This is a genomic window from Allobosea sp. Tri-44 (assembly GCF_004123845.1).
GTDB lineage: Bacteria > Pseudomonadota > Alphaproteobacteria > Rhizobiales > Beijerinckiaceae > Allobosea.
The window spans coordinates 13,180-35,910 of record NZ_NBDP01000016.1 but is presented as its reverse complement, the minus strand read 5'-3'; the positions used below and the strand labels follow the sequence as shown (position 1 = coordinate 35,910).

Sequence of the window (22,731 nt, the reverse complement as noted above, 5' to 3'; positions counted from 1 at the left end):
AGGCCATGGCAAACCAGTTCACGCGCGAACCCGAACCCCATATCCACGAACCGGATCATATCCTCGCGACGGCGCGGTGCTCGTCGGCACAGGAGCGCTACTGGGAGATCGACGCCAAGGATCCGGGCACGCCGGCGCTCAACATCGCTGTGAAATGGCGGATCCGCGGGCATCTGGACGCGTCCCTGGCGCAGGACGCGTTCCAGGCGATCCTCAGCCGCCACGAATCCCTGCGGACGGCGATCCGGCTGGAGGATGGCCGCCCGGTCCAGGCGATCGCCGAACAGGTTGCTTTCAAGCTGCCAGAGATCGACCTGTCCGGCCTGCCTGAGGCGGATCGGACCAGGGAGGCTGATCGCATCGCCCAAGGTGAGGCATGCACACGCTTCAATCTTGGCGAAGCTCCGCTGCTGCGGGCGACATTGCTGCGCAAGAGCCGCGCCGAGGCTGTGATCCTGGTCGTCGCCCACCACATCGTCAGCGACGGCTGGTCGATGGGCCTCATCGCCAAGGATTTCGTCGCGGCCTATCAGGCGCTCGGCCGAGGCCGCGAACCGGTCCTCGCCGAGCTCCCTCTCCAATATTCAGACTTCGCCGAGGGAAGCCATGACGGCATGGCCGGCGGCGGGCTCGCGCGGGAAGAAGCTTACTGGCAGCGCCAGCTCGCCGATCTGCCCATCGTCGAAGTGCGGGGCGATCGCCAGCAGCCTTCGACGCGAAGCACGAACGGCGCCTCGCTCTCACGGCTGCTTCCGCGCGCCTTGACCTCAGGGCTGGCCGATCTGGCTCGCAGGGAGGGTACGACCTTCTTTTCAGCGGCCTACGCCGTTCTCCTGACCCTAATTCGGCAGCGCACTGGTGCCTCCGACATCGTGCTGAGCACGCAGATGGCTAACCGCGACGATGTCGAGCTGGAGGCGATCGTCGGTCCCTTCGTCAACACGCTGGTGCTGCGGACCAGGGTCTCCGAGGAGCAAAGTTTCCTTGATCTCTGTCAGTCAGCCCGCGACACGTTCGAGGAGGCGGTCGATCATCATCAATGGCCGTTCGGCAGGCTCGCAGCACTGCTGCCGAGCAACGGCGACCGACCGCCGATCTCGATCAATTTCATCGTCCAGCGCGCCTTCATCGGCGAACTCGCCAATGACAGCTTCCAATTGTCGGGAATTCCCTCGCCTCTGCCCGGCGCGCTCTACGATCTCAACTTCATCCTCGTCGAGCGCGAGGAAGGCTGGCGCCTCACCTGCGAGTATCATCGCGACCTCTATGACGAAGCGACCGCAAGCGAACTTGCGGCGCAGTTCGAAAACCTGGCGGAGGCGCTCGTCGCCAACCCGACCGCGCGGCTGCCGCGGCCCGCACCAACCTCCTTGCCGATCGCCTCTCCACTCTGGCTGCCGGCTACTCCGGCGGCACCACCTGTAATCGATGCGACGGCGCTGCGCCGGACCTGGCTACAGCAGGCCGGCACGCAGCCGATCTTGTTCGCACTGAACCATACCGCCCATAATCTGAGGCTGTACCGGCCGTTGTCGCATGAGCTGGGGCCCGATCAGCCCTTTGCCGCCCTGCAGCTGCTCGATCCGCTGGTGAACGGCGCGGCGCCGAGCTCGATCGAGCAGCTCGCAGCAGCCTATTGCGAGGCGATCATCGCGACCAAGCCGGAGGGTCGCTACCGGCTCGCGGGCTTCTGTAGATCCGGCGTGATCGCCGTCGAAGTGGCGAAGCAACTTATAGCGAGCGGGAAGTCGGTCGATCTCGTGGTCCTGATCGACTGCTGGGCACCCGGCTATTTCCGGCGACAGCCCTACAGCGCGCGCCTGCGCTTCAGGCTGAGACGTGCAGGCCGCTTCGCCAAGCGGTTCTGGCAGGCCGGGCCGCGGAGCTTTGTGACGCGGATGTCGTTCTGGCTGCAATCAACCGCAGCCATCCGGCAGGCCAAGCGGCTGTTCTTCTGGCGCCCGGAAGAAGAGGCCATCGACGAGGCCGATTTCTGGCGGACGACCGATGAACTCGAGGCCCTGATCCAACGCTATGCGCTGCCGAGCTATGGCGGCCGCGTGCTGGTCTTCCGGAGCGGCGCGATCCCGCCCGGCTGGCCACCGGACGCCACCCTGGGCTGGGTCGGCCATCTCGCCCCCGACACGCCCTGCTTCGCCGTCGATGGCGAAGGTCACGAGGGAGCGTTCTCCGAAGCCGGCTCAAGGACTATGGCTGAACGGATCGTCGAAGCCACGCGCCAGGATCGGAGTTGACGGCAAGCCTTCCTCGCTCTCGAGGATTACGGCCGAGCCATCCAAATGGGCGACCAGCCGCGCTGCCGCGCAGCCAATGTGCCGCAATAGCCTGGTGCCGGCTCCAGATCGACGAGCTGCCAGCGTTCGGCCTCGATTGGGTCGGACCCTACCGTCAAAAGCCGCGCCCCGAACGGATCGAACGAAACCTCGAAATTTGCCGGCGAGCCGTTGAGGCCGATGCCGATCGCTTTCAGGCAGGCTTCCTTGCGCGTCCAGCAGCGAATGAAGGATTCCTCTCGCAGCGTCGGCGCCAGAGCCGAAAGGCTTGCGAGTTCCCGCGGCGCAAGGCACCCCGCCAACAGGTCGGCCGAAATCGGCCGGATGCGCTCTATGTCAATGCCGACCGAAATCCCGTCCGCCACCGCGACGATCGCGAGTTCTCCGGAATGGCTGAGATTGAAGGCGAGACGCGATCCGTCCCCATCGTTCGCAAGAAACGGCTTGCCGAACGCTGTTTCACCGAAGCGGATCTGCGGCGGCGGGATGGGCGTGTAGAGTCCAAGGACGCGCCGCAGCCAATTCCGCGCCACGACGAATGCGACCCGTGCTTTCGTGTCGTGGAAGCGGTCGGCACGGGTGCGCTCGTCATCGGAGAGAATCCCGCGCCGCTCCGCCGCCTCTGCCGCGCTGCAATCGACACGACAGCACCAGAGATGCACCTGAGAGGGCGGTAGCGGCATCATGGCGACGACGCCGTCACCATGCGCGCGCGCGCCGAAGCGATCGGCCGGCTTGCCAGCAAACCCGGTATCCGGAGCGCGAGCATCACCAGGACGAGCAGAGCAGCGAGCTCCGATAGAAGCGTCACGGCGATCAACCCCGCCACGCCGAAGAAGAGCGCGGCCGGATAGACCGCCAGCAGGCTGAAGCAGCCTCCAACGAGCGCTGCGATGAAGACCGGCCGCGTACGCTCCAGCGCCCGGAAGGCGCAGCCAAGGACCAGGCTCATCAGCGCCATCGGAAATGCGAAGGAATACCAGATGATCACCCAGTCGAATTCGAGGATCTCCCCGCCGTAGAGCTGGTGCAGCAGCCAGGGGCCGAACAGCCCGAGGCCGAGGACCACCGCGGCACCGGTCAGGCCGGCGAACAACATGGCGCGGCCGAGGGTTCTGTGAAGACCGGGCATGCCGCCCTGTGCGAAGGCTTTGCCGGCCATCGGCGGGACGATGTTCTCCAGCGCCTCGCGCACGACGTTGAGGACGGCGAGCAGGCTCTGCGCCGCCCTCAGCGCACCAAGTACCTTCGGCCCGAATAGGCCGGCCGTCACCAGAAGGCCACTGTAGCTGAGCACCCATTGCACGGAGCCGGTGAGCACGAGCCAGCGGGCCGACCGCCATTGCCGCCCTGTGACGCTGGCCAGGATTTGCGGCTTCCACAGGAGAGGCCCCGATAGGGTCAGGCCGCAGAGCGTCGAGACCGCCGCTGCACCAGCAACGGCCCATAGGGCATTGGCGACGCTGATCATCCCTGCCTGCCAGAGGACTGCGAGAGCCCCGAGCTTCAGGAATTGATTGATGGCGTCGATCAGCAGAATTCCCGCAGGCCGTCGGCGGGCGAACAAATAACGCCGGAGGAAATCCTGCGTCAGATAGGAGGCTGCGGCCATCGAACCCGGCAATGCGACCTCGGCGAGAGGCGAGGCGGCGCCCGCTGCAAGCATCAGAGCGGCAAAGATCGCGCCGGTCGCGACGACGACATAGCCGGCCTGATGGAGGAAGACGACGGTGTAGTAGGCCTCGGCCTCAGCCCCCTGCTCTTTCGTGCCGATGCTCATCATCGGGCTGACGATGAGGCCGAGCTGAAGGCTCATCGCGAGATACAGCGCGAGCCAGACCATCGTGTAAAGGCCGAAGGCCTCGAGGCCCAGCGCGCGGGCGAGCAGGATGGTCGTCAGGAAATTGCAGGCGCTGGACAGCGCCTGGTCGCCGAAGGACAGCGCCGGATCGAGCATCGCTTGAAGACGCGCTCTCATGCCCGCCCATGGCTTGCCGCCGGGCCTGTCCTGCCTCCGGAGGCCGAACACCCAGCCGATCCTGGCCGCGCGCTGCATGTCATCGAGCCTCCGCTGGCGATCGCCCGGCCGCATCTTCACGGTACGAAGTCTAGCGGCGTCATCGCGCCTGCGGCTCTGGGCATAGGGACTGCCCAAAAGGTGGTGAAGCGCCCTCCTTGCCGGCTTGGCTACCTCGAATGCCCAGCCTGCTTCGACGTGGCCGAGCGGTACCCTCCTCTCGCGACAGCCGATGCCGCATAGAGCGAGGGCGGATGGTGAAAGTGATGTCACGAACACCGGCTGGCGGCGCGGCCGACCGCCGGGCGACCGATCGCTATCTGCCGATCCTCGCGCTAGGCTTCGCCGGCTATATCGTCATCGGCAAGAGCTTCGCCTATCTCGGCGTGCCTCCCCTTTTCGTGGGCGAGATTCTGTTCGCGCTCGGCTTCCTGGCATTCTTGGCGTCGGGCTGCTCGACGGTACTGCTGACGACCGTGCCAGCGATCTGCGCGGCACTGCTCATGGCCTGGGTTCTGCTGCGGGTCTTGCAGGGTATCGGAACTTATGGGGTCGATGCGCTGCGGGACGGTGCGGTCGCGCTCTATGCCGGCTTCGCCTTCATCGTCGCCGCCCTGATCGTCGAGCGTCCGGCCCGGATCGCACAGATCGTCGGCTACTTCCGGATCCACGCACGCGTGCTCGTCCCCACCGCATTCTTCCTTTACCTCGTCGCGCGGTTCTTCGGCGACTCGCTCCCCAGACTCCCCGGCCAGGATGTCGACCTCCTCTCTGTGCGTCCGGGCGAACTCGCAACGCATCTGTGCGGCGCGCTCGTCCTCGTCCTCGTCGGGCTTTGCAAGACGGGACGGGTCTGGTTCTGGATCGCCCTGAGCGCAACCCTGCTCGTCGCGAGCCAAAACCGTGGCGGCATGCTCGCGCTGCTGCTACCGCTGACCCTGGCCATGCTTCTGACCGGCCAGATCAGCCGCCTCGCCGGCATCGCCTGCGCGCTCGCGCTCGCCTTGCTCGTCGCCTACGCGATCAATTTCGAGATCGACGTGCCGAGGGGTGAGCGGCCGATCAGCGCCCGGGCCGTGATCGACAACGTCACGAGCATCGCCTCATCGAACGACGCGAACAATCTCGATGGCACCAAGAAATGGCGACTGGGATGGTGGACGGCCATCCGCGACTACACATTCCACGGACCCTATTTCTGGACCGGCAAGGGATTCGGCATCAATCTGGCGCTGGCAGACGGCTTCGTGGTCGGACTCGAACTCGGCGGTCCGGTCCTGCGCAGCCCGCACAATGTGCATATGACCTATCTCGGCAGGGGTGGCGTGCCCGGGCTGACGCTCTGGCTCCTGACGATAGGGACCTGGATCATAGCGCTGCTGCGGGCCGCCCACATCGCCTGGCGGCGCGGCGATCTCGACTGGGCGCGCTATTTCATCTTCCTGGTCTGCTATCTCTCCGCAATCGTCATCGACGCCTCCTTCGACGTCGCGCTCGAGGGGCCAATGCTCGGCATTCCCTTCTGGATCCTGTTCGGCATCGGCTTCGGTTCGCTGATGGTTTATCGCGCCTGGCATGTCGTCGAAGCGCCTGCTCGCTTCGGGCGAGGGGGTGGCAAGCGCGCGCGCATTGCCGGCGCAGCTCTCCTCGGGGCGTTGGCACTGCTGGGCAGCCCTCCCTCCGAAGCTGCCGAGAATGCCCCTTGTCCGCCCGGCTCGATCCTGGTTCCGCTCGGCGACTCCATCCAGGCTCTCGTCGACAAGGCCCCGCCGGGAGCCATGTTCTGCATCGCGGCCGGCGTTCACCGAGCCCAGCAGATCGTGCCCAAAGACCGGCAAGCCTTCGTCGGTCAGCCCAGCGCCATTCTGAACGGCTCCGAGCTGGTCACAGGCATTCGCAGGCAGGGAGCCTTCTGGGTGACCGCCGCGTCGAAGTTGCAGGTCAAGCCGTTCGGCACCTGCCTGCCCCATCGAGCCCGCTGCAACGATCCGCTGCGCTTCTTCCTCGATGGCCACCCCCTGGAGCCGGTCACCGAGCGCGCCGATCTGCAGTCCGGACGAGTCTACTCCGACGCCGTAACGGGCTTGAGCTATCTCGCCGATGATCCGCGCGGTCGCACCTTGGAGAGGACGCGGCAGCTCTATGCGATCAACAACGGCGGGGCGCGCGGCGTCACCGTCAAAGGCCTGATCGTCGAAAAATATGCAACGCCGGCCCAGCAGGGCGCGATCTTCGGCGACGAGAATCCGCGCGCCACCGATTGGGTGATCGAAGGCAACGAGGTCCGTTTCAACAGCGGCTCTGGAATAGCGACCGGCGATCGGAGCATCGTTCGCAACAACAAGATTCATCACAACGGCCAGCTCGGCATCTCGCCGAACGGCGCCGACGTCCTGATCGAAGACAACGAGATCTACGAGAACAACATCCACGGCTTCGACGGCGCCTGGGAGGCCGGCGGCGTCAAGGCAGGCAAGGTCGAGCGCCTGACGCTGCGCGGCAACCATGTGCACGACAATTACGGCTCGGGACTGTGGTGCGATGTCGACTGCCGTAACGTGCTATTCGAGAACAACCTCGTCGAGCGCAATTCGGATGCCGGAATCTTCTACGAGATCAGCTTCGATGCCATCATCCGCAACAACATCGTTCGCCTGAACGGAACCGGACGTGGCGGCCAGCAGGGCAGCTTCTGGCTGTGGGGCGCCGGCATCCAGATCGCAGCGTCGGAGGGCGTGCGCGTCTATGGCAACATTGTCACCGTCGCCGACGGCAGCAGCGGGATCGTCATCGTCGATCAGGGTCGCGAACGGGTGGATCAATCCCAGCGGGGAAACGGACCGGGCCCGCTGCTCTACCGGACGGCCCGCAACGCGGTGCACGACAACGAGATCGTCTATGAGGGCGAGACCGGCCTGTCCGGCGGGGCCAGCGACGTCACGCCTTCGAATCCGAATTTCGGGGTCATCGAAACAGGCGGCAACCAGTTCAACCGCAACACCTATGTGCTGCGCCAGCCGACAAGCGCACCCTTCTTCATCTGGGGGCATGAGCCGATCTCTTACGAAACCTTCCGCAGCCTTGGCCAGGAAGCGAGCGGCCGGCTCGTCCGTCCCGAGTAGGCCTGCCCTCTGCCCAGAACGGCTTAGTCCACAAGCCCAAGCGGCTCAGTCGTCGGACCGGGCTGTCGGCGGAATGATCCTCGCTAGGATCATGTCCTCAGAACCGGCATGGCATTACGAGGCCAAGAGCTCATGAACATGATCCCGCGGTCGTTCCGGCGCTCGCAATTCCGCGAGGAGCGGTTCAGAACTCATGTCCGCCCGATCATCGATGCCGTGATGAAGAAGCGGGGCTCGTGCCGGATTCTCGACATGGGCGGAGACGCCGACTACTGGCAGTTCGATCTTCCGGATTCGGGTGTCGAGATCTGGCTCCTGAACATCGAGGCCAAGGAGCCGTCACCCGACCCGCGCTTCCATGTCGTCCAGGGAGATGCGCGGGATGTCGCGCAATTCGCCGATCTGAACTTTGATTTCGTCCACTCCAACTCGTTGATCGAGCATGTCGGCCGCTGGGCCGACATGAAGCGCGTCGCAGCCGAGATCAGGCGACTGGCTCCGAACTATTACGTCCAGACGCCGAACTTCTGGTTTCCGCTCGACCCGCACAGCAACGCACCAATCATGCACTGGCTGCCGCAGCCGCTGCAGCGGCGGCTGGTGTCGAGCAAGTCACGCGGCTTCTATGCGAAGGCGACCTCGCTCGACCACGCCATGCAGATCGTCGAAGGAACCTCGATGCTCGATCGAGCGCAGCTCGCCGAGCTCTTTCCCGATGCCGAGATCCTGACGGAGAACGTGTTGTTCCTGCCGAAATCCTTGATCGCCATCAGGAATCCCGAACTCTGAGGCAGGAGTCGGCCATGCGTCGGGAGTTCGCCTTTCTGGCTCTGGCCGAGGACTGCGCCACCACGATCCAGCTCCCAGCAAAGCTTCCTGCCGTTTGCCTGGCGTCAGCTTAGAAAGCTGGTCGATGTGCCGATTTACCACCGAGTTCGATCGGGCCCCACCCGCTTCATGATTGACGTATGAAACGGCGAACGTGAACGACCGTTCACAAAAATGCAGCGGCATCGCGATCAATTCGGCACCTCAACTCGCCCAACCGCGAAAATAGCAGCCTGGTCGCGCCGATCATCCCGGTCTTCGTAAAAGACTGCCATTCCGAATACCGTTGTCATCACAAGTTCAATATGGAACAATCCATCTCGAAATTTCGCCCTCCTCGGCGGCTGCCGTCAACATCGAGGCTGTACAATTTCCATCTCCCCGCTCGGAGAATTGTAATAAAAGCTATCGAATATTTTCGAATTGAATTAGAAATAAACTCGAATATTTTAGAATCTATAATCTATTTTCTCCGTTGCTATCTCCATCTGGATTTTTCATACCCTCGGGACAGTCGGTTCGCCGCCAGTGATACAACCTATATTAGAATTCACGTTGTAGAAAATCGTACCGATACAGGTTCGTTCAGATTCCGGCAGACAGACGCCCAATAAGATGCTATTATCGGGTTGAAGATGCGCATTCTGAGCCTGGAGACCGCGTTCAGTTTACCCCGTCTGCTCCACCTAAAATCGCCTTCAAGTATCTTTTTAACTTGCCTGATTGAGGCAAGGATCGACGATGTCGTCGCGAAGCCACAGGCTTCACTAAAACGTGATAAGAAAATCAAAAAACTAACCGATTAAGTATCAATTATTCTATTTTAATTATGGAATGCTGATGCAGCATAGGTTCTTATAGATTATTAAATCTAAATATTTTATTTCTCCTCAGATGAATTCAAACTTTGAATCTTGAGGCGGCTGACAGCGAAATAGGCGAAAGCCGGACATAACCGAACAACATGACAACGAAGGAGCTCGATGCCTCTCCAATGTAAACGATCCGAAACGCACATCACCCCGGGTCGCCTTTACTAAGGCGCCCCCAATTCAGGAGGGCCAGTCCTCGTGACTCCATCGGCCACAAACGTGACGTCGCCGAGCATCGGCTCGCTTGACATCGAATTCGACCACCATGGTCTTTTCAACGCGCTGGTCGCCAACATGGCGGAGCTGTTGGAGACCATAGCGGGAGTCGAGGATGCCTGCGTCTATGTCAGCAGCATCGCCGCGCGGTTGGGAGCCGATATCGAGAAGCAATACAAGACTGCGCTGGGCACCCAAAACCTCAACCGCAATCAGCTGATCGAGGTTCTGATCGATCTGAAGAACCGCGCAGGCGGGAATTTTTCTTTGATCGAGCAAGACGAGGACCGCGTCGTATTTGGTAATGGCGCCTGCCCTCTCGGTAAGGCTGCTGCGAACCACCCTTCCCTCTGCATGCTGACCTCGAACATCTTCGGCCGGATGGCCGCCAACACGGTCGGATACGCTGCGGTGGATCTCGAGCAAACGATCGCCAGAGGCGCCCCTGGCTGCCGCGTCGTCCTTCATCTGAAGCGAACGGAACTGGGCCCCGATACGAGGGAATACTTCCGAGATGATGCATCTCCAGCTTCGGCATGAACTAGACCTCGAGACCTATCTCGAGCCGTCGGTCATCGCCTTGAGCGATGGAAGCGTCCACGCGTTCAATCGCGCCGCTAGCCAGCTTCTCCATCCCACGAACTCGATATCCTCGCTTCTCGATCTGTGCGCGGGCGGCGCCGAGACCTTGCAGACCTATCTTCGCGCCTGCTCTGGCTCGCGCCAACCATTGATCGAACGGGTCAGTTTTGATGGCCCGGATGGCGCAGTCGACTATCGCTGCTTCGGCAACGTGCTGGTCCCCCGACGCCGAAACCGCCCGGCCACGCTTCTGCTACGTCTGTTCCCAGTGCTCGACACACGGTTTTCCGCGGCCGCGGAGCGGATACGGCGCCTGACGGCGGAGCGGCAGCAACGCGTTGCCGTGCAGCAGTTCGACGAATTGCGCAGCGACCGCCTGCGGCTGGTCGAGCAATATTGCTTCGTCGCTGAAGCGCTGCGCGTCGTGGAGGCGCGAACGCACGAACTGCAGGACGAGATCAACCACATCCGCTGTGACGAGCGCGAACGCATCGCCCGGGACCTGCATGATCATGCCGGGCAGGAGATGGCCCTCGTCCTTGCGGAACTGCGAGCCCTGCAGGATGGCGCGAAAGGGTCCGCAAAAAAGCGTCTCGACGAAATTGCCGAGCACGTCGCCGGGATCGGGCGCAAGATCCATCATGCCGTCGTCAACGGGCGGCCTCGCATCATCGAAGAGCTCGGCTTCTATCGCGCCATCGAATCCATGGTGGCATCTGTCGCGGCCGATGGCAGACTCGGCTTCTCGTTCAAGAAGAAAGGAAGCGAGCCAGACCCGTTGCCAATCGACGTCGAGAACGCGCTGTATCGAGTGGCTCAGGAAGCCCTGACGAACGTGCTCAAGCACGCGCTCGGCGCACGGAGGGTCGATGTCATCCTGGAATTTACCGATCGCTCAGTCTCGCTGACGATAGCCGACGATGGCATCGGCTTTTCTGCGGAAGCGACGGAACCGGAAGGGAGTGACGCCGGCATCGGACTCCGCGGAATGCGCCAACGCCTGGCCGACATTGGCGGGACATTGGCGATCAGCCCGCGTTTCGGCAAGGGCACGATCGTCACGGCAACTGCTCCATTGGCGTGCGGCTTGCATGGAAGTGCCCCATCATGATGGCACGTCTCATCCTGGTCGACGACCACCCGGTTGTTCTCGCCGGCCTGCAGGCCCTCGTGCTCGGTTTGCCCGATCTCGAACTCGTCGGAACGGCAACTTGCGCATCCGAGGCGCTTGCGCTCGTCCGCGACCAAAGCCCCGACATTGTCGTCCTCGACATGGGCTTGCCGGGCATGAGCGGTCTGATGTTGGCCGAGCGCATCCTCGAAGGAGCGTCCGACACGCGAATCGTCATGCTGACCCACTACGAGGAGCCGAGCTATGTCCAGAAGGCGCTTAGGATAGGCATTCGCGGCTATGTCCTCAAAGCCTCGGCAAGCGAGAAGGTCGCACAGGCGATCAGAACGGTGCTGAGCGGCGGCGTCTACATCGATTCCGATCTGGAGGACTTCCGCTCGGAATGGATTCGCAAGCTTTGCCCCGCCTCTGGTGCGACCGCCGCATCCGCGAACGGCACGCTGACCTACCGCGAGACGCAGGTCCTGCGCCTTGCCGCCGTCGGCCACTCCAATAAGGAGATCGCCCGGCGCGTCGGCCTCGGCATCAAATCGGTCGAAACCTACCGCTACAGAGCCTGCAAGAAACTAATGCTGCACTCGCGCCTCGACATCATCAGATATGGCGCCAGTCATGGCTGGATTCTCGACGTCTGACAGTAGTCGCTATGCCATCGGCGGGCTGAGCAGCCGCATTTGGCCCTGCGCGGAGTACTCAACTTGGCGCGGCCGCAACAATAATGGCCAAGCGACACCTAACCACATCTCCCGAAGAGCGTAGCGACTTGAAGAACCGTTGCCGCTACGACATTGCGCGGGGGCTCAGAAGCCTGCGCTTGAGGGCCGCCTGCGACCAGCGGAGCCCATCCGCGCGGTCGCGTCCCTCGTTGCAAAGGCGAGCAGACCGGCGGCGCAGACATGACAAGGATCCTCGTTGCCGACGAACATGCGCTTTACCGCACGGGTCTGCGCACGATCCTGCAGGCTGCGCTGCCGGACGCCGAGTTTCTGGAAGCTCCAGATTTCGAAGGCCTGATGCGTCGCCTGATGGAAGACCAGCCGATCCATCTCGTACTGGTCAGCCTGCGCATGACCGGTTCCACCGAACCGCAGATCATCTGGGACTTCAAGCGCGCCTCTACGACGACGCGTTATATCGTCATCTCCAGTAACGGCACCTTCGATCAGGTCCTCCACTATATCGCGGAAGGTTTTCACGGCTTCATTTCGAAATTGCAACGAGATGATGAGATCGTTGAGGCGGTCCAGGAGGTTCTCGCCGGACGCCTCGCGGTCCCACGCGGGCTAACGTCATTCGGGTCCTCGGTAGAGGGGCATAGCGCTCGCGAAGCACCGCAGCGCCGCAGCGGCCTGCAGCAGGCTCCGTTCGGACTGACGCGCCGGCAGAAGGATGTCCTGGCACTGCTGGCTGATGGGCTTTCGAACCGGGAAATCGCCCAGGCACTCCACATTGCCGAGCCAACGGCGAAAATTCACGTCTCCGCGTTGATGCGCACGCTCAACGTCCGCAACCGCACCGAAGCGGCTGTGCTCGCGAAGGACCTGCTTCGTATTCTCAAAGTCGATCCGACAGGCTGAAAACCGCTCGCCCGAGATCGAAATCGGCGGCCAAGGACAGGCTTCGTTGTAAGGATTATCCTGACGGGATAGTAATTTTCCCGACAAGACGAATGCATCCGAATGAACTAATTATTAACGATGAATTTCTGGTTGCACGCATCCTGTTGCGTCACCCAGTACTCATGATTGATTAGACCGAGCGTACCATACCTGAAGGTTTCTCTAACAACGTGATGTAATATTTTTGCCGACGCAGTGGCGAGTTTATGCTCGCTGTTGCGCTCGCTGAGAACAGTTTTGTTCCGAGTAAAAGGGGAGTACCGATGCCTGAAATCATCGAAACCACTGTCCTGAGCGACAACGCCCTGCTTCGGGAAGGCATAACGAAGTTATTGGATGGCGCACGCTTCCATGTAAGCCAGAGAACGACGAGTTGTGATCTCTACAGGCCGGAAACCAGCCAGCAGATTCCCGATCTTTTCATCGTCGTGATCGACGACATGTCCTGCTCGATCGTCGGCGATATCAAAAGGCAGTTCAAGAGCGCCAAGATCGTGGCGCTCGCCCTCCGCGACAGCCGCGAACTGATGCGTCGTGCCATCCAGCTCGGTGCAGTGGGCTATCTCGTCGAATCCATTTCGGCGCAGGATCTCATCACGTCACTGGAAGTCGTCATTGCCAATGGCGCCGTCTTTCCACCCGAACTTCTGTCGCAGCTCTCCGAGATCGCGGTCGAGCCGCAGCGCCTCCTCCAAGGTGTGCAAAGGCGGGCAGACGGCTCGCCATTCCAGGGCCTTTCGGCCCGCGAGGTGAGCATTCTCGAAGGGCTCATGCTGGGCGAATCCAACAAGGTGATCGCGCGCAAGCTCGAGATCGCCGAAGCCACGGTGAAGGTCCACGTCAAGGCGATCCTGCGGAAGGTCCGCGTCAGGAATCGGACCCAGGCAGCCATGTGGGCGATGCAAAACGCGGTAACCCGGATTCCGGTAGCCGAAGAGTCCGGCGCAGCTGAAGACGAGCACCTGCCGATGATCGCTGCGAGGCAGGACGTGGCGAACTCGCCGCGGTTCTCGTGAACACACCAGCCTCAGGCGCGGAGCTGCATCCATGATCGTGACAATCGTGACCCCGACGCTGAACGCCGTCGACTATCTGAAGGAATGCATCGAGTCCGCTCGCCGGAACGCGACGCGCGACATCGAGATCGAGCACGTCATCGTCGATGGCGGCAGCAGCGATGGAACGGTCGAACTCGCGCGCAGCTACGGGCTGCGCGTCATGCAGGGGAAGGACAGCGGCATCTTCGACGCCATCAACAAGGGGTCCTTCAACTCGTCGGGCGAGTTGCTGGGCTTCCTGGGCGCCGATGACGTCATGCTGCCAGGGGCCGCTGCCGCGGTGGTGGATACCTATCGCCGGAGCCGCCGGCGCTGGGTGGTCGGCGCTATCCGATGGATCGATTCAGGCGGGCACAGCCTCGGCGGGCTCGCGGCGCCTCCCAACTGGATGACGCCCAGGATGCTGGTCTGCCTGGGCTGGAATCCGATCATGCACATGGCGACCTATTTCTCCCGGACCTTCTTCGAGGAACTGGGTGGGTTCGACATCTCCTACAAGGACGCCGGCGATTACGACATGTTCTGCCGAGCCCTGAAAAAGGAACCCTATGGGCGGATCAGCCAGTCGATCGCCTGCTTCCGGAGAACGGGCGTGAACAACAGCGCGATTCACGGAAGCCGCACCGCTGCCGAATACGCCAGGATCTACGCCCAGCATGGGCCGTCATCGCAGGCGGAGCGTCTGTTCTGGCGTTTGGCCTTGAAAACCTATTTCAACCTCGGCAACCCCGATTGGTTGCTGTCGAAGATGGCGGATTCGACGCGCACGACACTGAAGCTCCAGCCGAAGGCGCATTTCTGAGGTCCGCTACGTTAGAGCATTTTCGAGCGAAGTGGGTACCGGTTCGCGTGAAGAAAATGCGATAAAACAAGAACTTAGAGTATTTCTGCGATTCGGAGAAACGCGGAAATGCTCTAGATCGAGATTGCTTCGAAACGGGGATCGGCGGATGGCGAGCTGTTCGCCAGGACCAGCGGGCTCCAAGCGACCAGAGCGCGTCAGCGAACCGCGGGCAGGAACCCGCGCTTCCTTAGGGAAGTTCTCCGACAGGCCTGCGCCAACAGCAGCGCACAGCCAACGAACGCCCAGGCCATGCTGACCAGAGCAATAACGGCGAGGTCTTTGGCGGCTAGGACGCTACGTTCGGTTTCGAACACTGAATTGAGCGCAGTCAGGCTTGCGACGATGAAATACGCTGCCATGACGATGATGAGCGCAACGGTCATCAGTACACCCCAGCGGATTGGCCGCTAGTCGATCAACTGATCTGACGCTAGACCCACGGCTATCTCCATCAATGACAAATGGAGATATTTCTTCGAGCCATTGGGATTACTGCGCGGGGAGCAGCATTGGCAGGACTCGGCATCGCCTGAATCCCGGATGGCGTCACCCATGAATATGTGGCCTCCGGCGCGCTCGTTCCGGTTATGACACGCCATCCACCACTTCCGGCAGGCATATATGTCATCCGCCCGCCAGGTCAGCATCCCGCACGGAAGGTACGGGTCCTCACCGAAATGCTGCTGGAGTGTTTCGAACAGACTTTGGACGCTGCGGGTGACGGTCGCCAAAGCATGGCCCATGCCGGCCTCGCAACAGCCGAGGCGGGTGGGATCGATGGTCGACCCATAGCCCAGGACAGCAGTCTGAAACTGCCCGCAGATCGTTGCACTCTCTGCGAAACTCTACGCCAAAGCCGCCAATCGCCGCCGTTTGCCCGCTCACTCCCACTCGATTGTGCCGGGCGGCTTCGAGGTCACGTCATAGACCACCCGGTTGATGCCCTTGACCTCGTTGATGATGCGGGTCGCGGTGCGGCCGAGGAAGGCCATGTCGTAGGGGTAGAAATCGGCCGTCATGCCGTCGACCGAGGTCACGGCGCGCAGCGCACAGACATGGTCATAGGTGCGGTAGTCGCCCATCACGCCGACGGTGCGCACCGGCAACAGCACGGCGAAGGCCTGCCAGATCACGTCGTAGAGGCCGGCCTTGCGGATCTCCTCAAGATAGATCGCATCGGCCTTGCGCAGGATGTCGAGCTTCTCCCTGGTGATCTCGCCGGGGCAGCGGATGGCGAGGCCCGGCCCCGGGAAGGGATGGCGACCGACGAAGGCTTCGGGCAGGCCGAGTTCGCGGCCGAGCACCCTGACCTCGTCCTTGAACAGCTCGCGCAGCGGCTCGACGAGCTTCATCTTCATGCGCTCGGGCAGGCCGCCGACATTGTGGTGGCTCTTGATCGTCACCGAGGGGCCACCGCTGAACGAGACGCTCTCGATCACGTCGGGATAGAGCGTGCCCTGCGCCAGGAAATCGGCGCCGCCGAGCTTGGCGGCCTCGGCGTCGAAGACCTCGATGAAGAGCCGCCCAATGGTCTTGCGCTTGGCCTCCGGATCGGCCCCGCATTTGGCGAGCTCGGAGAGGAAAAGCTCTTCGGCTTCAACATGGACGAGCGGGATGTTGTAGTGATCGCGGAACAGGCGGACGACCTCCTCCGCCTCGTTCATCCGCATCAGGCCGTGATCGACGAAGACGCAGGTGAGCTGGTCGCCGATCGCCTCGTGGATCAGCACGGCCGCAACCGCCGAATCGACGCCGCCGGAGAGGCCGCAGATCACCCGGCCCTTGCCGACCTGGTCGCGGATCTTCTTCTGCATCTCGGCGCGATAGGCCGACATGCTCCAGTCGGGCTTGCAGCCGCAAATGTCGACGACGAAGTTGCGCAGCAGCTTGCCGCCATCGGGCGTGTGCACCACCTCCGGGTGGAACATGGTCGAATAGAACCGCCTGCCCTCGTCGCTCGCCACCGCATAAGGCGCGTTCTCGGAGGTCGCCTTGACGGAAAAGCCGGCCGGGAGCTGGGTGACGCGGTCGCCATGGCTCATCCAGACCGGATAGCGCCCGCCCTCCTCCCAGACTCCTTCGAACAAAGCCGACGGGGTGACGATCTCGACATCGGCGCGGCCGAACTCGGCGGCATGACCACCCTCGACCTTGCCGCCGAGCTGATGGGCCATGGTCTGCTGGCCATAGCAGATGCCGAGCACCGGCAGGCCGGAGGAGAACACCTCTTGCGGCGCCCGTGGCGAACCCTCATCCGGCACCGAGGCCGGGCCGCCGGAGAAGATCACGCCCTTGGGCTTCATCCGGGCAAAGGCTTCGGAGGCCGACTGGAACGGCGCGATCTCGCAATAGACCCCGATCTCGCGCACGCGGCGCGCGATCAGCTGCGTCACCTGACTGCCGAAGTCGATGATGAGGATGGAGTCGTGATGGGCGGGGTTTTGGGGCTGGGCGCTCATCGCGCCCGGTTACGCCATCGCGCGCAAGCGCGCAACGGCGCTGAGAGCGGATCAGACTGGCGCCGTGAGGCAGCTCAGATAAAATCCGTCCGTCCCCGTCCGGCGCGGCGACAGCTGCAGGCCGACGCGCGTGGCGAAGCGGGCGAGCAAGCCGAAATCGACTTCGCCGGTATTCAGCAGAGAGCGTGTCGCAACCGGCGCAAAGCCAGCATGCCGCGCCAGAAAGGCTTCGACCGCTACGTCGTTCTCCTCCGGCAGCATTGAGCAGGTGATGTAGGCGATGCGCCCGCCCGGCTTGACCAGCGTGGCGGCACGATCGAGCACCTGCGCCTGTTCCTTGATGCGCTCGGCCAGCGCGCCGGGCCGCACCCGCCATTTCGCGTCCGGATTGCGCCGCCAGGTGCCGGAGCCAGTACAGGGCGCGTCGACGAGCACAAGATCGACCGTGCCAGCAAGATCTGCAAGCGCATCGTGGCCACGGCTCTTGGGCACGCGAACCTCGACATTGCCTGCGCCCGAGCGGGCGACCCGGTCGTGCAGCGGTGCAAGCCTGCGGCTGTCGAGGTCGGTGGCGAAGATGCGCCCTTTCCCGTCGAGCACAGCGGCCAGCGCCAGCGTCTTGCCTCCGGCGCCGGCGCAGAGGTCGACAACCGTCTCGCCCGGCCGTGCACCGGCGAGCAGGGTCACAAGCTGTGAGCCCTCGTCCTGGATCTCGAACTCGCCATTGAAGAAGCTCGGCTCGCTCTGCAGCGAAGGACCGCGGCCATCGGGCCCGGGCAGGAAGCGCAAGGCATCGGGAGACCAGGCGCCCGGCTCCGGCTGAAGATGGCTTAGCGCTGTGCGCAGCTTGTCGCGATCGGTCCTCAGGCGGTTGGCACGGATATCCGCCGGCGCCCTGCCCGCCAGTGCCTGCCCTTCTGCGACCGCATCGTCGCCAAAGCCGGCCACGAAGGACGGCCAGAGCCAGTCCGGCACATCGGCGCGCACCCAGCCGGGCGCCGCATTGAGATCGAAGGCAACGAGCCCAGCCACCTCGAACTCGGTCAGCGGAGCCGGAGCGTGATTTTGCCCGTTGAAGAGCTCCGAGATTTCCTCGACCGCCATTCCACGCTGGCTGACCAGCATGCCAAGGACGAGCGCGCGGGGCGTTTCCTCGCTGAGCGCGTGGGTGGAGGAAGCCCGGCGGCGCAGCGCGTCATAGACCAGCGAGGCGACCGCGGCGCGGTCCTTCGAACCGGCAAAGCGACGCGACAGGCCCCAATCCTTCAACGCATCGGCCGCCGGGCGCCGACGCTCGATCAGGTCCGCCAGGACCTCGATGGCGGCGCTGATACGGGCGGCAGGAGTCATGTCAGGCGGTTCCTGTGATGCTCTTGGTCACGGCGCTTGGGCCAGACACGATCTGGAACGATTCCGAAGCGCGAAAGGACCCTTGACGCCCTCGTCCCACAGGGCGCAAGACGATACAACTCCTTCCGTAACGCCAATCGCCTAGGGATCCTGCAATGACCACCTTCGCCCGCCTCGCGCTCGCCGGCCTGTTCTGCCTTTCGCTGGCCGCCTGCGCCACCCAGCCGGTCGACACCACGCCGCCGCCGTCCAAGCGCCTCGACGCCAAGACCACGCTGGAAGGCCGCCGCTGAGCCTCCTGTTCCGGGCGCTCGCAGCCATCCGGCGAGTGAGCGCCTGGAGCGCTGAAACGCAGCTTCGCGGTGTCGGCAACGACGACTTCCCGGCATTGCGAAGAGGCAAACGGGCCTTCACCGGCCTGTCATATCGACCGAGCAGTTTCGCGACCTTCCACAGGACACGAGGATCGGACGAGATGAAGCCCCTGTTCCAGCCGGCCACGATGCTGGCGACCTTTGTCTTGGCGCTGGCCGCGCCCGCCCTGGCCCAAAGCCCCGCACCGACACTTGACGGCAAGCCGGCGCTGATCGTCGGCCATCGTGGCGCCAGCGGCTATCTGCCGGAACATACGCTGGAAGCCTATAAGCTCGCGATCGAGCATGGCGTCGATTTCATCGAACCCGACCTGGTCTCGACCAAGGACGGCCACCTCGTCGTCCGCCACGAGCCGATGCTGTCCGGCACCACCGACGTCTCGACCCGGCCGGAATTCGCCGCGCGCAAGCTGACCCGCAAGATCGACGGCGTCGACACCACCGACTGGTTCGCCTCCGACTTCACCCTCGCCGAGATCAAGACGCTGCGGGCCAAGCAGGCTTTCGCCGACCGCGACCAGTCGCATAACGGCAAATATGAAATTCCGACGCTACAGCAGGTCATCGACCTCGCCAAGGCCGAGAGCACCCGGATCGGCCGCACCATCGGCATCTATCCGGAGATCAAGCACTCGACCTATCACTCCGCGATGGGCCTTGCGATCGAGGACAGACTGCTCGATCAGCTGAAGGCCGCCGGCTGGACCGAGAAGACCTCGCCGGTGTTCATCCAGAGCTTCGAGACTGCCAACCTCAAATATCTGCGCGGCAAGACGCAGCTGCGCCTGATTCAGCTCGTCGACGCCGATGATGTCGACAAGGACGGCGGCATCGTGCTCGCCGCCCCGTTCGACAAGCCCTACGACTTCGCCGTCACCGGCGACAAGCGCACCTTCAAGGACCTCGTCACGGCCGAGGGGCTGAAGGAGATCAAGACCTATGCCGATGGCGTCGGTCCCTGGAAGCCCTATCTGATGCCGGCCAAGCAGGTGATCGGCGACGACGGCAAGCCGCGCGATCTCAACGGTGACGGGACGATCGACGAGCGCGACCGTGTGCTGCTGCCGCCGACCGACGTCGTCAAGAACGCCCACGCCGTCGGGCTCTTCGTCCACACCTGGACCTTCCGCAGCGAGCCCAAGCGCCTCGCCTCCGACTTCAAGGGCGATCCGACGGCCGAGTACAAGGCCTATCTGGCACTCGGCATCGACGGGCTGTTCTCGGACTTCCCCGATGCGGCCGTTAAGGCGCGCAACGCCAAGTAATCCACAACGCAAGACCGCCGCTCCCGACTGGGTGCGGCGGTCTCGCCTTACCTAACGCAACTCAACTCACGCTCAGTCACAGACACGCGTCGTGCGACGCACCTCTCCGCGCGGGGTCTCGCGAACCTGAGTCACGGTCCGGCAATCGCGCTCGGCGCGATAGGCCCGGCGACGCTCCCAGCGATCACGCTCGCGCATCCGGTCCTCGCGGCGGATATCACGGTCGATCGCGCGATCACGCGGAGAGCGCGTGTCGACGCTGACACCGCCGGGGCCGATATCGACCGATTGGGCATAGACGCCGGCACTACCGAGCAGCAATCCAGCGACCATAGTCGTGAGAACGAGTTTCATGATGTTTCCTCCGATTTCGAGGGAAACAACCGCAGCCATTCCGGAAAGTTCCAACAAGGCCGCTTCGGGGGCCTGGCAAGGCTACGTCAATCGAGGCAGCCGACATGCAAACGGCGCCCGTGAAGGCGCCGTTGCAAGCAAGCAGGAGGTCAGTCTGATCAGTGCAGGATCTGGCTGAGGAAGAGCTTGGTGCGCTCGTGCTGCGGGTTCTTGAAGAACTCGTTGGGCTCGTTCATCTCAACGATCTGGCCAGCGTCCATGAAGATCACTCGGTCGGCGACCTGACGGGCAAAGCCCATCTCGTGCGTGACGCAGAGCATGGTCATGCCCTCGTCGGCGAGCGAGACCATGGTATCGAGCACCTCCTTGACCATTTCCGGGTCGAGCGCCGAGGTCGGCTCGTCGAACAGCATGATCTTCGGGCTCATGCACAGCGAGCGGGCAATGGCGACGCGCTGCTGCTGGCCGCCGGAGAGCTGGCCCGGGTACTTCAATGCCTGCTCGGGGATCTTGACGCGCTTGAGATAGTGCATCGCGATCTCCTCGGCATCCTTCTTGGGCATCTTGCGAACCCAGATCGGCGCCAGGGTCAGGTTCTCCAGGATCGTCAGATGCGGGAACAGGTTGAAGTGCTGGAACACCATGCCGACGTCGCGGCGAATCTCGTCGATCTTCTTGAGGTCGTTGGTGAGCTCGGTGCCGTCGACGATGATCTGGCCCTTCTGATGCTCCTCGAGCCGGTTGATGCAGCGGATCATCGTCGATTTGCCGGAGCCGGACGGGCCGCAGATGACCAGCTTCTCGCCGCGCGAGACTTTGAGATTGATATCGCGCAACACGTGGAACTCGCCGTACCACTTGTTGACGGCGATCATCTCGACGGCAGTCGCGGTGTTGAGCGCGGTCTGCTTCAGCGCGGACGGGCGCGCGCTGGTGGTTTCTGCCATAGCCATGATTGTTCCCCTCAACGCTTCTGGCCGGCGGCAAGCCGCTTCTCGACTGCAATCGAGTAGCGCGACATGCCCCAGCAACACAGGAAATAGAAAACCGCAGCGAAAGCATAGCCCGTCGCGCGGGTCGTCGGCGTCGCCCAGGTCGGATCGACCAGGGTGGCCTCGATGGTACGCAGGAAGTCGAAGATGCCGACGATGGTGACCAGCGTCGTATCCTTGAACAGCCCGATGAAGGTGTTGACGATGCCCGGGATCACGATGCGCAGCGCCTGCGGCAGGATGATCAGCCGCATCATGCTCCAGTAGCCGAGGCCGAGCGACATCGCGCCCTCATACTGGCCCTTGGGCATGGCCTGGAGGCCGCCGCGCACCACCTCGGCCATGTAGGCGGCGGCAAAGAGCGCAACGCCAACCAGCGGCCGCAGCAACCGGTCCGGCGAGTACTCCTGCGGCACAAAGAGCGGCAGCATGGTGTTGGCCATGAACAGCACGGTGATCAGCGGCACGCCGCGGACGAACTCGATGAAGATCACCGAGAGCAGCTGGATGATCGGCAACCTGGAGCGGCGCCCCAGAGCCAGGACGACCCCGAGCGGCAGCGAAAAGACGATACCGACCGCTGCGATCAGGAAGGTCACCGTCATGCCGCCCCAGAGGCCGGTGTCGACCCTGGGCAGACCAGGGCTATTCGCCAGCAGGCTAAGGAAGCCGAAGACGACGAGGGCGAACAGGACGAGCTGCTTTGGTCCGAAAAAGCGCTTCCAAATCGGCAACTCCTGAACCACACCGACCGCGGCTTCCCCGATGTAGAAGCGGACAAGCTGCGGCACGAAGGAGAGCACGACATAGAGCGCCGCGAGCGCCAGCGTCACCGAGAGGCAGAAGCCGAGGAAGCGCTCGGCACCGGGGCCACCGAGCAGCAGCACATAGGCCGAGATCGGCAGCAGCACGAAGAAGAAGAAGATGCCGAGCTTCTTCTTGGGCGCCTGGTTCCAGAGCAGCCAGACGACGCCGAGCGCGAACAAGACGAAGACGATGTTCACGCGCCAGCGCTGGCTGATCGGATAGGAGCCATAGATGAAATACTGGAAGCGATCGGCGATATAGGCCCAGCAGGCGCCGACCGGCCGGCCGACCTTGTCGGCAAGGCAGGCATCGCGGCTCGTACCGGTCCAGACCGCGTCAAGGAAGTAGAAGCGGATCAGCCCCGGCACCGAGTCGACGACGAGGTAGAGGCAGACCAGCGTCAGCGCGATGTTGAGCGGGCTGGAGAGCAGATGCTGCCGGACCCAGGCGAGCGGCCCGGCGACGGAGAGCGGCGCCGGTTGCTGCTCCAGCGTCTCCCTGCGGACGAAGGCGTAGGGAGCCATTTCGGTGGTTGCGTCGGTCATC

At 63.1% G+C, this 22,731-nt stretch carries 19 protein-coding genes and 1 pseudogene; 12 read left to right on the top strand and 8 right to left on the bottom strand.

Going from position 1 to position 22,731, the window contains the following annotated elements; all coding sequences use genetic code 11:
- Positions 1 to 5 precede the first annotated feature (5 nt).
- Complete coding sequence (locus B6S44_RS10950; protein WP_129156940.1) at positions 6 to 2,255, top strand: condensation domain-containing protein; 2,250 nt, start codon at positions 6 to 8, stop codon at positions 2,253 to 2,255.
- Positions 2,256 to 2,281: 26 nt separating this feature from the next.
- On the opposite strand, the gene B6S44_RS29350 is transcribed toward B6S44_RS10950, so the two are convergent.
- Together B6S44_RS29350 and B6S44_RS29345 are read right to left on the bottom strand one after the other, a co-directional pair.
- Positions 2,282 to 2,980, bottom strand: coding sequence for a 4'-phosphopantetheinyl transferase family protein (locus B6S44_RS29350; protein ID WP_164985793.1), 699 nt, complete (start codon positions 2,978 to 2,980; stop codon positions 2,282 to 2,284).
- The gene (locus B6S44_RS29345; RefSeq protein ID WP_164985792.1) at positions 2,977 to 4,272 is read right to left on the bottom strand and encodes a lipopolysaccharide biosynthesis protein; all 1,296 of its coding nucleotides are present in this window, start codon (positions 4,270 to 4,272) and stop codon (positions 2,977 to 2,979) included. The genes B6S44_RS29350 and B6S44_RS29345 overlap by 4 nt, the downstream gene beginning before the upstream one ends.
- A 305-nt stretch (positions 4,273 to 4,577) precedes the next feature.
- Here B6S44_RS29345 and B6S44_RS10940 point away from each other — a divergent pair, with 305 nt between their 5' ends.
- The 8 genes from B6S44_RS10940 (at position 4,578) to B6S44_RS10905 (ending at position 14,542) form a co-directional block, all read left to right on the top strand.
- Positions 4,578 to 7,433, top strand: a complete 2,856-nt coding sequence (locus tag B6S44_RS10940; protein WP_164985791.1) for a right-handed parallel beta-helix repeat-containing protein — start codon at positions 4,578 to 4,580, stop codon at positions 7,431 to 7,433.
- Positions 7,434 to 7,565: 132 nt separating this feature from the next.
- Entirely contained in the window at positions 7,566 to 8,222 is a 657-nt protein-coding gene (locus B6S44_RS10935; protein WP_164985790.1) for a methyltransferase domain-containing protein, read from the top strand.
- 1,109 nt (positions 8,223 to 9,331) lie between these two features.
- Positions 9,332 to 9,889 (top strand): methanogen output domain 1-containing protein, encoded by a 558-nt coding sequence (locus B6S44_RS10930; RefSeq protein WP_129156937.1) that lies wholly within the window; start codon positions 9,332 to 9,334, stop codon positions 9,887 to 9,889.
- Complete coding sequence (locus B6S44_RS10925; protein ID WP_129156936.1) at positions 9,864 to 11,042, top strand: ATP-binding protein; 1,179 nt, start codon at positions 9,864 to 9,866, stop codon at positions 11,040 to 11,042. Before B6S44_RS10930 ends, B6S44_RS10925 begins: the two co-directional genes overlap by 26 nt.
- On the top strand, positions 11,039 to 11,698 hold the full coding sequence (locus B6S44_RS10920) for a response regulator (protein WP_129156935.1): 660 nt from the start codon (positions 11,039 to 11,041) through the stop codon (positions 11,696 to 11,698). The genes B6S44_RS10925 and B6S44_RS10920 overlap by 4 nt, the downstream gene beginning before the upstream one ends.
- 261 nt (positions 11,699 to 11,959) lie before the next feature.
- On the top strand, positions 11,960 to 12,640 hold the full coding sequence (locus B6S44_RS10915; RefSeq protein WP_129156934.1) for a LuxR C-terminal-related transcriptional regulator: 681 nt from the start codon (positions 11,960 to 11,962) through the stop codon (positions 12,638 to 12,640).
- A gap of 305 nt (positions 12,641 to 12,945) precedes the next feature.
- Complete coding sequence (locus B6S44_RS10910; RefSeq protein WP_129156933.1) at positions 12,946 to 13,698, top strand: response regulator transcription factor; 753 nt, start codon at positions 12,946 to 12,948, stop codon at positions 13,696 to 13,698.
- A 46-nt stretch (positions 13,699 to 13,744) separates the two neighbouring features.
- Entirely contained in the window at positions 13,745 to 14,542 is a 798-nt protein-coding gene (locus tag B6S44_RS10905) for a glycosyltransferase family 2 protein (RefSeq protein WP_248309548.1), read from the top strand.
- A 197-nt stretch (positions 14,543 to 14,739) separates the two neighbouring features.
- Here B6S44_RS10905 and B6S44_RS10900 read toward each other — a convergent pair whose 3' ends face one another.
- Positions 14,740 to 14,967: a hypothetical protein gene (locus B6S44_RS10900; protein WP_129156931.1), complete on the bottom strand. Its 228-nt coding sequence runs from the start codon at positions 14,965 to 14,967 to the stop codon at positions 14,740 to 14,742.
- A gap of 120 nt (positions 14,968 to 15,087) precedes the next feature.
- Here B6S44_RS10900 and B6S44_RS29850 point away from each other — a divergent pair.
- Positions 15,088 to 15,312, top strand: a pseudogene (locus tag B6S44_RS29850) (LysR substrate-binding domain-containing protein); the annotation flags it as partial.
- Positions 15,313 to 15,465: 153 nt separating this feature from the next.
- Here the strand turns inward: B6S44_RS29850 and guaA are convergent.
- Together guaA and B6S44_RS10885 are read right to left on the bottom strand one after the other, a co-directional pair.
- Positions 15,466 to 17,043 carry a glutamine-hydrolyzing GMP synthase gene (gene guaA, locus B6S44_RS10890; RefSeq protein WP_129156930.1) on the bottom strand — a complete coding sequence of 526 codons (1,578 nt, stop codon included), beginning with the start codon at positions 17,041 to 17,043 and terminating at the stop codon, positions 15,466 to 15,468.
- A 51-nt stretch (positions 17,044 to 17,094) separates the two neighbouring features.
- Positions 17,095 to 18,393 carry an RsmB/NOP family class I SAM-dependent RNA methyltransferase gene (locus B6S44_RS10885; RefSeq protein WP_129156929.1) on the bottom strand — a complete coding sequence of 433 codons (1,299 nt, stop codon included), beginning with the start codon at positions 18,391 to 18,393 and terminating at the stop codon, positions 17,095 to 17,097.
- 155 nt (positions 18,394 to 18,548) lie between these two features.
- Here B6S44_RS10885 and B6S44_RS29340 point away from each other — a divergent pair, with 155 nt between their 5' ends.
- Together B6S44_RS29340 and B6S44_RS10880 are read left to right on the top strand one after the other, a co-directional pair.
- Positions 18,549 to 18,686, top strand: a complete 138-nt coding sequence (locus tag B6S44_RS29340; RefSeq protein ID WP_164547439.1) for a hypothetical protein — start codon at positions 18,549 to 18,551, stop codon at positions 18,684 to 18,686.
- A 182-nt stretch (positions 18,687 to 18,868) separates the two neighbouring features.
- Complete coding sequence (locus tag B6S44_RS10880; RefSeq protein WP_129156928.1) at positions 18,869 to 20,032, top strand: glycerophosphodiester phosphodiesterase; 1,164 nt, start codon at positions 18,869 to 18,871, stop codon at positions 20,030 to 20,032.
- Positions 20,033 to 20,104: 72 nt separating this feature from the next.
- On the opposite strand, the gene B6S44_RS10875 is transcribed toward B6S44_RS10880, so the two are convergent.
- From B6S44_RS10875 to B6S44_RS10865, 3 genes are all read right to left on the bottom strand, one after another.
- Positions 20,105 to 20,386: a hypothetical protein gene (locus tag B6S44_RS10875; protein WP_129156927.1), complete on the bottom strand. Its 282-nt coding sequence runs from the start codon at positions 20,384 to 20,386 to the stop codon at positions 20,105 to 20,107.
- Between the two features lie 158 nt (positions 20,387 to 20,544).
- On the bottom strand, positions 20,545 to 21,333 hold the full coding sequence (locus B6S44_RS10870) for an amino acid ABC transporter ATP-binding protein (RefSeq protein WP_465246104.1): 789 nt from the start codon (positions 21,331 to 21,333) through the stop codon (positions 20,545 to 20,547).
- 17 nt (positions 21,334 to 21,350) lie between these two features.
- Positions 21,351 to 22,730: an amino acid ABC transporter permease gene (locus B6S44_RS10865; protein ID WP_129156926.1), complete on the bottom strand. Its 1,380-nt coding sequence runs from the start codon at positions 22,728 to 22,730 to the stop codon at positions 21,351 to 21,353.
- Position 22,731: the final 1 nt, after the last annotated feature.